The following is an 11405-nucleotide window of genomic DNA, read 5'->3' as shown; positions in this document are numbered from 1 at the left end:
CGGGATGCCGACGCCGATGGTTCTGCACGACCGACCCCATCCTTCTTTTCCGACGGCCGCCTGGCAGGCCCTGCTTTGCGGACTGCTGGCCCTGCTGGTGCTCTGCCTGGCGCCCGGGGCCGCGATGGCCCAGGCGCCGCAGCCCAAGGTCGACCGCGCGGCCATCGTCGCGCGCTCCCTGCGCATCGCGCAGCTGGTGGACACCGGCCGCGTCGAGGTCATCTGGGACAACGCCTCGCCCGCGATCAAGAAGCAGATCGCCCGGGATCGCTTCGTGCGGGACATCAAGGCCCGCCGCGCCGTCTACCGCAAGATCGGCCAGCGGCAGTTCGTCAACATGGCCGTCATCGACATGAACAAGTCCTCCGGCGCGCCGAGCGGGCGCTACCTGAGCGTGGTGCTGGCCTCCAGGGACTCGGCCGGCACGGCCATCGAGGAATTGGTGTCCTACCGCCTGGAGCCCGATGGGGCGTGGAAGGTGACCGGCTACGTGATCCACGGCGCTCCGGCGGCAGCGCGGCACTGAGGCGCCGGCGTAACGGGCGCCTTCAGCGCGGCATCAGCTCAAAGAGGTCGAAGCCTGCGCTGCGGCCCCCCAGGCAACTGGCCAGCATGTCCTCGGTGGCGCGCCACATGGCCAGGCGGTTGCGCCAGTGGCGCACCTGGTGGCCTTCGTTGGCGAAGCGCAGGTGCGTCACCGGACGGCCCAGCGCCCGCAGCGCATCGACCACCTCGTCCGAGTCCTGCCGCAGCACCCGCACGTCGTTGTCGCCATGCACCACCAGCAGCGGCACGTCGATGCGGTCGATCTGCGTGATGGGCGAATTGGCGAGCATGCGGGCGCGCTGCGCCGGGTCGTTCACGTCGCCGAAGGTGCGTGCGAAGTAGTGGCGGTTGCGCCAGAAGGGCGGCCAGTTCTCGATCACCCGCGGCCAGTTGGCCACGCCGACCATGTCGACGCCGCAGCGCCAGTCCTGCCGCTTCTGGATCAGTTGGGCGAGCACCGAGAAGCCGCCGAAGCTCGCACCCAGCACGGCCAGCCGCTTCGGGTCGGCGATGCCCTGGTCGATGGCCCACTGTGTGGCCTCGGCGATGTCCTGCTGCATCCGGCCGTTGTATTCGCCGTCGCCCGCACGGATGAACGCCTTGCCGTAACCGGCCGAGCCGCGGTAGTTGACCTGCACCACCGCATAGCCGCGGTTGGCCAGCATCTGGGTGAACGTGTAGCCCGCAAGCTGCCAGCTGTCGCGCGCCCATGGGCCGCCGTGGATCGCCACGACGGTCGGCGCCGGTCCTTGCACGCCGGTGGGCTGCGTGATGTAGCCATGCACCTTGAGGCCATCCGAGGCGGTGAAGACGAAGGGCGTCATGGGCGAGAACAGCCCGGGCTCGGGCCGGCGCGGCGGTGTCAGTCGCTCGAGGCGGCCGGTGGTGCGGTCGAGCAGCATCTCCACCGCCTCCGTCTGCGTGGTCGCGCGCAGCACCATGCGCTGGTTGTCCTGCGCCGCACTGGTGGGTCGGATGACCACGGCGGGTGCATCGATCCAGTGGCGCGCGCGGGCCTCGTCGGCGGCGCGTGCCAGCTCTGCGCCGATGCCGGTGTCCAGGTAGCGCATCTGCGGCAGGTCGGGCAGGGCGGAGACGGCATACGGCGCGCCCCCGGCAGGGGGGAACCAGGCACCCTCGAGGTCCACCTCGGCGTGCTCGGCAAGCACCGTCTCGCGGTCGGCCGACAGGTCCAGCTCGACCAGCGCCACCTTGTCGCGGCCCATGTTGGTCATGGCCCAGAGACGGCCGGCGGCAGGATCGATGCGGTGGATCGAGAAGAAGGAGAAGGCCGGCACCGTGCGCAGCCGGCGCCATTCGCCATCGGGACGGCGCACCTCGACGGCCACGTCGCGGCCGTCCTCGTCGCCCAGCTGGCGCCAGCGCGCGGCGAGCTGGTGGTCGGTGCCGATCAGCCAGCCGATGACGCGGCTGTCGGCGTCGCTGCGGGCGACTTCCCGCACCGTGCGGGTGGCGGCGTCGGCCTCGTACAGGTCCATGCTGCTGCGCTCTCGCCGGTTGCTGGCGAAGAAGAAGCGCGCGCTGCCCGGCGCACCGCGTGAGACGAAGGTGGAGCGCACGCCGGGCCAGGGTGTCACCGCCCAGGGCGAGGCCTCGGGGTTGTCGGCGTCGACCACGAAGAACTGCGTGTTCTCGTCACCTCGGAAGTCCTTCTGGTAGGCGATGTGGCGGCTGTCGGGCAGCCAGGCATAGGTGGCGCCGGAGGCACCCGGGCGCGCCAGCGTGCCGGTCGGGATGCGCCGTGTCGCGGCGGCCCCGTCCTCGGGCGGGGCGGGGCGCACGGCCAGGCCGATGTCGGTGCCCACCACCTGACGCCAGAGCAGCCGGCGGCCGTCGGGCGAGACGATGTGGCCGTCCGCGAAATCGAGGTCGGCGACGAAGCGGCGCATGGGCACCAGCGGCGGCAGCCGGCCTTCGCTGGCGGCGGCCTGGAGGGCCGGGTGGCTGGGCGCGGTGGCGCAGCCGGCCAGGGCCAGCAGCGCCGCGGATCCGGCAAGCGCCGCAAGACGGCGCAGGGCAGGCAAAGGCATCGAACACTCCTCCTCGGGATCTCTCTCGTCGCGGCATTGTGGCGAGGGCACCTTTGGCTTTGCCAAAGAAAGCGCCCGCCACAATCGCCGCCGTGCACCTTCTCCTCATCGAAGACGACCTGGACCTTGGCCGCGCCCTGCAGGCGGCGCTGAAGGTCGAGGGCCTGAGCAGCGAATGGCTGCGCCGCGCCGTCGACGCGCCAGCGGTGCTGGACGCCGCGCAGTTCGCCTGCGTGCTGCTGGACCTGAGCCTGCCCGATGGAGATGGCCAGTCGCTGCTCACGCGCTGGCGGCGCAGCGGGCAGCAACTGCCGGTGATCGTCATCACGGCACGCTCGGCGGTGGAGGACCGCACCGCCGGCCTCGACGCCGGGGCCGACGACTTCGTGGTCAAGCCCTTCGCCACGGCCGAGCTGATCTCCCGCATCCGCGCCGTGCTGCGGCGCTCGGCCCGACAGGCCAGCGAGCTCTGGACGCTGGGCGATGGCCTGACGCTGGAGCCGCGGGGCCATGCGGCATGGCTGGACGGCCAGCCGCTGGAGCTGTCGCCGCGCGAGTTCCGCCTGCTGCTGGAGCTGGCCCGCGAGCCCGGCACCGTGCTGCCCAAGGGCCTGCTGGCCCAGCGCATGGAGCCGTTGGGCGAGGCGCTGGACTTCGCCACGGTCGAGGTCCATGTCTCCAACCTGCGGCGCAAGATCGGCGCCGACCGCATCCGCACTGTGCGTGGCGTGGGCTACCTGCTGGTGGCGTCATGACGATCTGGCGGCGCTCGCTTTCGCGACGCATCTTTCTCGTGGTGCTGCTGTCCTTCGTGCTGGTGTTGGCGGTGCTGCAGGCCTACATGTGGCTGAGCTTCCGCCAGTCGCTGGCGGTGAGCCAGCCGCTGAGCCGGCTGGGCGGCGGCCTGGGTGAGGCGCTGGCGGCCATCGACGACGAGGCGCAGGCGGTCGCCACGGTGCAGGCCATGCAGACCGTCTACGGCCATCTGCGCCTGGGCGGCAACCCGACCGGCACCCTGGTCTTCCGGCTGGAGGATCGGGAAGGGCGACTGCTCTTCAGCGCGCCGCAGCTGCGCGACCGGGCACTTGCCGCGCCCCCCGGTCGCGTGGGCACGATGGACATGGAGGGCGTGCCCTACTGGGTCTATCGCGCCGATACCGGCCGTTGGCGCGTCTACGCCGCCGAGCCCGAGCGCACATTGGCGCTGGTGGTGCCGAACAACACGCGGGCCGTCCTGCCCTACCTGCTGATCGCCTTGCCGCTGGTGCTGGTGCCGGCCTGGCTGGCGGTGGCGCTGGGCCTGAGGCCCTTGCGGCAGCTCACGCAGCGGCTGCAGCGCCGCTCGCCGGACGATCTGACGCCGCTCGGCTTCCGGGCCCGGCATGCCGAGCTGCAGCCCTTGGCCGAGGCGCTGGACGGTCTGCTGATGAAGCTCAAGGCCCGCATCGACCGCGAGCGGGCCTTCGTCCAGGATGCGGCGCACGAACTGCGCACGCCCATGGCCGTGATCGCGACCCAGGCCCACGCGCTGGGCGGCGCCGCCGACGCCGGCCAACGGCGAGAGGCGCAACAGCAACTGGAAGCGGCCATCGCCCGCGCCTCGCACCTGACGCAACAACTGCTGGATCTGGCCCGGCTGGACGATGCGCCCCCGGCCGTGCCGGCGACGCTCGACGTGGCGCAATGGCTGCGCCAGGTGATGGCGGACATGGCGCCAGCGGCCTTGGCGCGCGACATGGACCTGAGCCTCGTCGCGCCCGACCAGCTGATGGCCACCGTCGAGCCGGCGGCGTTGCTGTCCATCGTGCAGAACCTGCTGGCCAATGCCACCGGCCACACGCCGCCGGGCACGCGGATCGTGGTCACGCTGGCCAATTCCCCACATCCGCTGTGCATCTCGGTGGAGGACGACGGGCCGGGCATTCCGGACGAGGCGTCAGGGCAGGTGTTCGAGCGTTTCCACCGCGGCGCCGACCCGCTCACCCGTGGTGCCGGCCTGGGCCTGGCCATCGTGCGCCAGGCCGCTCAGCGGCTGGGAGGCGAGGTGCGCCTGGCGCCCGGGCTGGAAGGCCGGGGCGCGGGCTTTCACGTGCGCTTGCCCTGAAGCTCAGGGCGCCAGCCGCGTCTTGACCCAGTCCTGGCCCTCCTGCTGGTAGCAGAGCCGGTCATGCAGCCGGCTCTTGCGGCCCTGCCAGAACTCCCAGCGCTCGGGCACCAGCCGGTAGCCGCCCCAGTGCGGCGGGCGCGGCGGGTTGAGCAGGAACTTGGCGCTGTACTTGGCCGCATTGGCCACCAGCACGCCGCGGCCGTCGATGGGCTGGCTCTGCGGGCTGGCCCAGGCGCCGATGCGCGAGTCCAGCGGGCGGCTGGCGAAGTAGGCGTCGCTTTCCGCGTCGCTGACCTTCTCCACCCGGCCCTCGATGCGCACCACGCGCTCCAGCTCGACCCAGTGGAACTGCAGCGCGGCAAAGGGGTTGCCGGCCAGCTCCTGGCCCTTGCGGCTGTTGTAGTTGGTGAACCAGACGATGCCCCGCGCGTCGTAGCCCTTGATCAGCACTATGCGGGTGGAGGGCCGCAGGTCGCTGCCCACGGTGGCGACGGTCATGGCATTGGGCTCGGGCACCTGGCCGGCGATGGCCTCGCCGAGCCAGCGCTCGAACTGCAGCAGCGGGTCGGAGGCGCTGTGGGTTTCGTCGAGTTCGGCCCGCTCGTAGCTCTTGCGCAGGTCGGCCAGGGAGGTCTTCAGATCGCTCATGGCGGGCATTGTCCGCGCTGGCCATGGCCGCGCCTTGACGAGGCCTAACATCGGCCGCCCATGATCGTCCGCCCCCGCCCGCACTGGCTGCGCCTGCTCTTCGTCTGGCGCGGCTCCATCCTTTCGCAGATCCTGCCGCAGCTGGCCTTGACCCTGGCGCTGGCCGTGGTCGTGACGCTGCTGCACGGCCAGGTGCTGCGCTGGAAGGTGCCGATGAACTTCGTGCCCTTCTCGCTGATCGGGCTGACGCTGGCGATCTTCCTGGGCTTTCGCAACAGCACCAGCTATGGCCGCTGGTGGGAGGCGCGCATGCTCTGGGGTGCGCTGCTCATCGACTGCCGGGCCGCCGCGCGGCAGGCGCTGACGCTGGCCGAAGGCGGCGGCGAGGCGCGGGTGCTGGCGCTACGGCTCATCGCCCTGGTGCATGCGCTGCGCCACCAGTTGCGCGGTACCGACCCTGCCGCCGACCTGGCGCGCCTGCTGCCGGCCGCCGAGGCCCAGCGCGTGATGGCGGCGCGCTACCGGCCGGCCATGCTGCTGCTGATGGCCGGCGAATGGCTGCGCGACCTGCGCGCCCAGGGCCGGACCGAGGCCGCCATCGTGCCCGCGCTGGAAGGCCCGCTGGACCGCATCGGCGCCGCCATCGGCGGCTGCGAGCGCCTGGCCAACACGCCGATCCCCTTCACCTACAGCGTCATCATCCACCGCACCATCTACCTGTACTGCCTGCTGCTGCCCTTCGGGCTGGTGGACGCCATCGGGCCCATGACGCCGGTGATCGTGGTGCTGGTCGCCTACACCTTCTTCGCGCTGGAGGCGCTGGGCTCGGAGATCGAGGAGCCCTTCGGCGAGGCGCCGAACGACCTGGCGCTCGACGCCATCTGCTGGAGCATCGAGACCTCGGTGCGCGAATCCATCGGCGACGCCGACTGGCCGCCGCAACCGCAACCCCGCGATCACGTCTTGACATGACCATGACTCCCGAACGCCTGCCCGTCGTGCTGGTGCTGGCCTCCGGCCGCGGCGAGCGCTTCCGCGCCTCGGGCGGCGCGGTGCACAAGCTGCAGGCGCTGCTGGCCGGCCGCCGCGTCATCGACCGCACGCTGGACGCCGTGTGCGCGAGCGGGCTGCCATGGCATGTGGAGGACGTGGGCCATCCCGGCATGGGCGATTCCATTGCCGCCGCGGTCCGCGCGACGGCCGATGCGCCGGGCTGGCTGGTGCTGCCGGCGGATCTGCCGCTGGTGCTGCCCGCGACGCTTCGGACGGTGGCGGAGGCCGTGACCGAGGACGGCGCGGCGCAGCCGGTGTTTCAGGGCGAGCGCGGCCATCCCGTCGGCTTCGGCGCGGCCAGCGGGCCGGCCCTGATGGCGCTGGCGGGCGAGCAGGGCGCCGCGCCCGTGCTCAAGGCGCTGCGCGCCCGGGGCGTGGTGCGCGAACTGGCGGTGGACGATGCCGGCGTGGTGACCGACATCGACACGCTGGACGACCTGGTGCGCGCCGAGTCGCTCCTGCGTTCGCGCGGCGGCTGATCAGGCCTGGGCGGCGCAGGCGCGCCAGGCGGCTACGAAGGCGTGGGCCGTCTCGCCCACCGCCGCGGCCGCCTTGCCCGGCTTGTAGAGCGCCGAGCCGATGCCGAAGCCATCCGCCCCCGCGGCATGCCACGCGGCCATACCCTCGGGCGTGATGCCGCCCACGGGCAGCAGCGGCGTGCCGCGCGGCAGCACCGCCTTCAATGCCTTCACCGCGGCGGGCGACGCCATCTCGGCCGGAAAGAGCTTGAGCGCGTGGGCGCCCGCTGCCAGGGCGCCGAAGGCCTCGGTGGGCGTGAGCACGCCGGGCAGCGCGACCATGCCCAGCGCGACGCTCTCGCGCACCACCGCGGCATCGAAGCAGGGCGACACGATCAACTGGCCGCCCGCCGCGTGCACCTCGCGCACCTGCTGCGTCGTCAGCACCGTGCCCGCGCCCACCAGCGCGGCGGGGCACTGTTCGCGCAGCAGGCGGATGCTCTGCAGCGGCTCGGGCGAATTCAGCGGCACCTCCAGCAGGCCGAAGCCGGCCGCGACGAGGGCCTGACCCACGGCCGGCGCCTCGGCGGGCGTGAGGCCGCGCAGGATGGCGACGAGGGGCAGTTGCGCCAGCGCGCGCTGGAAGGCGGGGAGCAGGTCGGTCATGGAGATGGAGGTCGGAAGGGAAGGAAAGCCCGCGATGCCAGTCAGCCAGCCCGTTCGCCCTGAGCCTGTCGAAGGGCGCGTGCCCAGGCTTCGACAGGCTCAGCCCGAACGGGCAGGGGTTCACTGGTCCGCATTGGAAGTAGTGCGCTGCGTTCGCGGCGCATGTCAGCTGGCGGCCTGCCGTGCGCGCCACAAGGCATGTGCGCCGGCCCAGGTGGCCTGGGCGTCGAGCAACCGGGCCGGCACGCCCACGCTGTCCAGCGCCAGGGCATAGCGTTCGGTCAGCGTCGGGCTGCCCACCAGCACGACGGGCACGCCGGGCTGCAGCGGCTGGGCCCGCAGTTCGTCGCCGATCAGCAAGCCGGACAGATAGCTGGTGGCCGCGGCGGGACTCAGGCGGTCGAAGAGCGACAGCGCCCGCATGCCGAAGGCCAGGTGCAGCAGGCCGGGCGAGTCGGCCCGTCGGGCGCGGCCTAAGCCATCGAGGAAGGCCTGCCGCACCAGGGGCGCATCGGCCTGCAGCGTGCGCGCCAGGATCGACTGCTGCGACAGCAGCGCATAGAACTCGCCGGTCATGAAGGTGCGGAAGCCCGTCACCCGGCCCTCGGCCACGCGGGCCCACTTGTTGTGCGTGCCGGGCAGCACGAAGAGGCCTTCGCGCAGGCCGGTGAGCCGCATGGCGCCCAGGATCTGCGTCTCTTCGCCGCGCATCACGTCGGGCACGCCGGACTGATGGTCCACCAGGCCCGGCACGATGTCGATGCGGCCGGGCACCACCGGCACGACCTGCTGCGCGATGTCCCCGGCGCCGCAGGGGCAGGCGCAGTAGGGCGCCTCGACCCAGCCCTGGCGGCTGCCGGCCATGCCGGCGATCAGGCAGCGGCGGCCGGGCACGGCCATCCAGTCGAGGGTGAAGGCCTCGAACACCTCGGCGAAGCTGGCGCCGTCCAGGTGCAGGATGCCCCGCGGGGCGCTGCGCTCTTCCAGCACCCGTCCGTCCTCGGCGATCAGCGCGCCGCGCAGCGAGGTGGTGCCCCAGTCGAGGGCGACGAAGCTCATGGGTCGTTCCTTTTTTTGCCACGGACGGCCAAGCGTGGCGGGCAGTCTCGCATGCCCCTGCGCCCCTGCGCCCGGTCAGGCGGCGCCGTGCGGGGCCGGCAAGAATGGAGGGCTGCCGCATCGGCCCGCGCCGGCATTCCTGCCGCCGCGTCCGGGGCGCCCCTCTTCTTCCATCATGACTGCCGAACTGCTCGATCCTCTTCTCGATGCCTCCTTCAAGGGCTATCCCCGCACTCAGGCGCCGCGCGCCCGCAGCGCCGTCGGCGCCGCCGGCTGGAACGTGCTGGCGGGCGACCTGCCGCTGCCCCTGGCCCTGATCCGCCGCGAGGCCCTGGCCCACAACCTGGCCTGGATGCAGCGCTATGTGCAAAGCCAGGGCATCGACCTGGCACCGCATGGCAAGACCACCATGTCGCCGCAGCTGTTCGCGCGGCAGATCGACGCCGGCGCCTGGGGCATCACCTTCGCCAACGTCGCGCAACTGGCCATCGGCGTGGCGGCGGGTGTGCGCCGCTGCCTCATCGCCAACCAGGTGATGCAGGACGAGGACCTGGCCGGCATCCAGCAGATGCTGGCGGCGCACGAGGGCCTGCGCGTGGTCTTCCTCGTGGATTCGACCGCCCAGCTGGCGCTGATCGAGGCATGGGCACGGGCGCAGGCCGATGCCCGGCCCTTCGAGGTGATGCTGGAGATCGGCCTGGACGGCGGCCGCACCGGCTGCCGTACGCAGGAAGAGGCCATCGCCCTGGCCCGCGCGGTGGGCGCCAGCCCGGCCGTGCGCCTCGTGGGCATCGAATGCTACGAAGGCCTGTGGGCCACGGGCGACTCGGCCGCCGACGCCGCGCTGGCCACGGCCCTGATGGACCGCGTGCAGGCCGTCGCCCGCCTGTGCGCCGACGAGAACCTGTTCGACACCGACGAGGTGCTGTGCTCCGCCGGCGGCTCGGCCGTCTTCGACCTGGTGGCGGGCCGCCTGCGACCAGCACTCGGGCGGCCGGTGCGCGGCCTGTTGCGCTCGGGCTGCTACGTGACGCACGACCATGGCTTCTACACGCGCATGGTCGGCCAGGTGAATGCGCGGATCGGCTGCGACTGCGCCGAAGACGGGCTGCGCCCCGCCATGGAGGTCTGGGCGGCCGTCCAGTCGTGCCCCGAGCCGCGGCTTGCGATCCTCACGGCCGGCCGGCGCGATGTCTCCTTCGACATCACGATGCCCATTCCCTTCGCGCGGGCCCTGCGCGGCGCGCAGGCGCCGACGGGCGTGCCGGCCAGCTGGAAGATCACCGCCCTCAACGACCAGCATGCCTACCTGCGCTGGGACGAAAGCGACGACGCGCTCGCCCCGGTGGTGGGCGAGCGCGTCGGGCTGGGCATTTCGCACCCGTGCACCACCTTCGACAAGTGGCGCTGGATGCCGGTGGTGGACGAGGCCTACAACGTCGTCGACGCCATCACCACCGCCTTCTGAGGCCGCCTCAGCGGGTGATCACGCCGCAGGCGATGCGCGGGCCGGAGTTGCCGGCCGGCTGCGTGGTGTAGTCGTCGCGGTCCTTGTGCACGACGATGGCGCGGCCGACCACGTTGTTGGCGGCGCCGTCGGTCAGCGAGATGGCGTGGATGTCCACGCTGAAGCGGGCCACGCCATTGGAGTCGGCCACCAGGCTGGGCAACTCGCCGGCATGGCTGCCGGGGGCGCCGAACTTGCCGTGCGTGCCGCCGGCCGGGTTGAAGTGGCCGCCCGAGGCATTGCCGTTGTCGGCGCACGAGCCCTTCTCGTGGATGTGGAAGCCGTGCTCCGAGCCGGGTGCCAGGCCACGCACCTCGCCGGCCACGCGCACGCCGTGGTCCAGCGCCGTCAGCGTGACCTGCCCCATGGTCGGGTTGGGCGACACGGCGCCGGTGGGCGCCAGGGTGGCCGTGGCGCGCGAGGCGCCCATGCCCATGCCGGCACAGGCGGCAAGCAGCAGGCTGGAGCCCGCGAGGGTGCAGGCGGCCAGCATGCGGGCGGAGGGCAGGGCGGAGCGGAGGGTCATGGCGTTGTTCCTTTGGAGGATGAGGGAAGGGAGTCGGACGGGCTCAGGTGTAACGATGCAGCGAGGGCCTGGCTGTCGGCGGAGGTCGCCAGTTGCCCGGGTGCCTGGGTGGCCAGACGCAACAGACGGGCCAGGGCAGAGTCGCGGATGCCATGACGCTGCAGGGCTTCGAGCGTCTGCCGCGCATAGTCCAGCGAGCTGCCGTAGCGGCCCACGGCCGTGGCAAAGATCTCGCGGTAGCGCTCTTCGCTGAGGGTACCGGTGAAGTTGGGCGATTTGCGTGACAGCGTGAAGGCCAAGGCCCGCACGGGCCCTTGCGCGGTGCGGCAATGCAGCCAGCGCGGGTCGTAGACGCCGGTGGGCATCTCGCGCAGCCACAGCCGGCCCAGCGTTTCCAGCGCGATGGCCCGCGGAATGCGGAACACCATGCCGCGGCAGCTGCCGCCGCTGAGCAGGCCGAAGACCAGGCCGGGCTTGTCGATGCTGCCGCGGTTGACCCGGCTCCACATCTTCAGGGCGCGATGCCAGCCGCTCACGTGGGCAGGCCGCGCCTCGCTGTGGTCGAAGCCGGGGTTCCAGATCAGCGAGCCATAGCCGAACAGCCACAGGTCCTCATGGCCGCCCCATTCCGCGATCGTGCGCTCCAGCAACGGGCCAGGGTCGCGCACGAGCGGAGGATGCGCGCCGACAAGAGGCGGCACCGAGGTGGCACCTAGAATTTCGGCTTCTGAAACGGGCTTCACGCGGCCCATTATTGCCAAGGCATCTTCCATGGCCACCCTTC

The 11405-nt window shown here is 72.1% G+C and carries 12 protein-coding genes; 6 read left to right on the top strand and 6 right to left on the bottom strand.

Going from position 1 to position 11405, the window contains the following annotated elements; all coding sequences use genetic code 11:
* Positions 1 to 4 precede the first annotated feature (4 nt).
* Positions 5 to 526, top strand: a complete 522-nt coding sequence (locus tag L0984_RS03790) for a DUF4019 domain-containing protein (protein WP_234192403.1) — start codon at positions 5 to 7, stop codon at positions 524 to 526.
* Between the two features lie 22 nt (positions 527 to 548).
* On the opposite strand, the gene L0984_RS03785 is transcribed toward L0984_RS03790, so the two are convergent.
* A complete protein-coding gene (locus L0984_RS03785; RefSeq protein ID WP_234192402.1) occupies positions 549 to 2597 on the bottom strand; it encodes a S9 family peptidase in 2049 nt (682 codons plus the stop codon).
* A gap of 92 nt (positions 2598 to 2689) precedes the next feature.
* Here L0984_RS03785 and L0984_RS03780 point away from each other — a divergent pair, with 92 nt between their 5' ends.
* Complete coding sequence (locus L0984_RS03780) at positions 2690 to 3352, top strand: response regulator (protein ID WP_234192401.1); 663 nt, start codon at positions 2690 to 2692, stop codon at positions 3350 to 3352.
* Positions 3349 to 4701: an ATP-binding protein gene (locus tag L0984_RS03775; RefSeq protein ID WP_234192400.1), complete on the top strand. Its 1353-nt coding sequence runs from the start codon at positions 3349 to 3351 to the stop codon at positions 4699 to 4701. Before L0984_RS03780 ends, L0984_RS03775 begins: the two co-directional genes overlap by 4 nt.
* Before the next feature lie 3 nt (positions 4702 to 4704).
* Here L0984_RS03775 and pdxH read toward each other — a convergent pair whose 3' ends face one another.
* Entirely contained in the window at positions 4705 to 5352 is a 648-nt protein-coding gene (gene pdxH / locus L0984_RS03770; protein ID WP_234192399.1) for a pyridoxamine 5'-phosphate oxidase, read from the bottom strand.
* 60 nt (positions 5353 to 5412) lie between these two features.
* Here pdxH and L0984_RS03765 point away from each other — a divergent pair, with 60 nt between their 5' ends.
* Positions 5413 to 6324, top strand: coding sequence for a bestrophin family protein (locus L0984_RS03765; RefSeq protein WP_234192398.1), 912 nt, complete (start codon positions 5413 to 5415; stop codon positions 6322 to 6324).
* Positions 6321 to 6884: a nucleotidyltransferase family protein gene (locus tag L0984_RS03760; RefSeq protein WP_370645881.1), complete on the top strand. Its 564-nt coding sequence runs from the start codon at positions 6321 to 6323 to the stop codon at positions 6882 to 6884. The genes L0984_RS03765 and L0984_RS03760 overlap by 4 nt, the downstream gene beginning before the upstream one ends.
* On the opposite strand, the gene L0984_RS03755 is transcribed toward L0984_RS03760, so the two are convergent.
* Positions 6885 to 7529: a 2-dehydro-3-deoxy-6-phosphogalactonate aldolase gene (locus tag L0984_RS03755; protein ID WP_234192396.1), complete on the bottom strand. Its 645-nt coding sequence runs from the start codon at positions 7527 to 7529 to the stop codon at positions 6885 to 6887.
* A gap of 165 nt (positions 7530 to 7694) precedes the next feature.
* The gene (locus tag L0984_RS03750; RefSeq protein ID WP_234192395.1) at positions 7695 to 8588 is read right to left on the bottom strand and encodes a 2-dehydro-3-deoxygalactonokinase; all 894 of its coding nucleotides are present in this window, start codon (positions 8586 to 8588) and stop codon (positions 7695 to 7697) included.
* Positions 8589 to 8763: 175 nt separating this feature from the next.
* On the opposite strand from L0984_RS03750, the gene L0984_RS03745 reads away from it, so the two are divergent.
* Positions 8764 to 10056: an amino acid deaminase gene (locus L0984_RS03745; RefSeq protein ID WP_234192394.1), complete on the top strand. Its 1293-nt coding sequence runs from the start codon at positions 8764 to 8766 to the stop codon at positions 10054 to 10056.
* A 7-nt stretch (positions 10057 to 10063) separates the two neighbouring features.
* On the opposite strand, the gene L0984_RS03740 is transcribed toward L0984_RS03745, so the two are convergent.
* The gene (locus L0984_RS03740) at positions 10064 to 10621 is read right to left on the bottom strand and encodes a superoxide dismutase family protein (protein WP_234192393.1); all 558 of its coding nucleotides are present in this window, start codon (positions 10619 to 10621) and stop codon (positions 10064 to 10066) included.
* Positions 10618 to 11289, bottom strand: coding sequence for a gamma-glutamylcyclotransferase (locus L0984_RS03735; RefSeq protein WP_234192392.1), 672 nt, complete (start codon positions 11287 to 11289; stop codon positions 10618 to 10620). The genes L0984_RS03740 and L0984_RS03735 overlap by 4 nt, the downstream gene beginning before the upstream one ends.
* Positions 11290 to 11405 lie beyond the last annotated feature (116 nt).

The sequence above is a fragment of the Pseudacidovorax sp. NFM-22 genome, assembly GCF_021401245.1.
GTDB lineage: Bacteria > Pseudomonadota > Gammaproteobacteria > Burkholderiales > Burkholderiaceae_C > Xenophilus.
This window is presented reverse-complemented; position numbering and strand designations above follow the sequence as displayed.

Bases quoted from the DNA above. Each gene is read 5' to 3' on its own strand.
- L0984_RS03750 (WP_234192395.1), bottom strand. From the start codon at position 8,588: ATGAGCTTCGTCGCCCTCGACTGGGGCACCACCTCGCTGCGCGGCGCG.
- L0984_RS03765 (WP_234192398.1), top strand. From the start codon at position 5,413: ATGATCGTCCGCCCCCGCCCGCACTGGCTGCGCCTGCTCTTCGTCTGG.
- L0984_RS03755 (WP_234192396.1), bottom strand. From the start codon at position 7,529: ATGACCGACCTGCTCCCCGCCTTCCAGCGCGCGCTGGCGCAACTGCCC.
- L0984_RS03760 (WP_370645881.1), top strand. From the start codon at position 6,321: ATGACCATGACTCCCGAACGCCTGCCCGTCGTGCTGGTGCTGGCCTCC.
- pdxH (WP_234192399.1), bottom strand. From the start codon at position 5,352: ATGAGCGATCTGAAGACCTCCCTGGCCGACCTGCGCAAGAGCTACGAG.
- L0984_RS03745 (WP_234192394.1), top strand. From the start codon at position 8,764: ATGACTGCCGAACTGCTCGATCCTCTTCTCGATGCCTCCTTCAAGGGC.
- L0984_RS03740 (WP_234192393.1), bottom strand. From the start codon at position 10,621: ATGACCCTCCGCTCCGCCCTGCCCTCCGCCCGCATGCTGGCCGCCTGC.
- L0984_RS03775 (WP_234192400.1), top strand. From the start codon at position 3,349: ATGACGATCTGGCGGCGCTCGCTTTCGCGACGCATCTTTCTCGTGGTG.
- L0984_RS03785 (WP_234192402.1), bottom strand. From the start codon at position 2,597: ATGCCTTTGCCTGCCCTGCGCCGTCTTGCGGCGCTTGCCGGATCCGCG.
- L0984_RS03790 (WP_234192403.1), top strand. From the start codon at position 5: ATGCCGACGCCGATGGTTCTGCACGACCGACCCCATCCTTCTTTTCCG.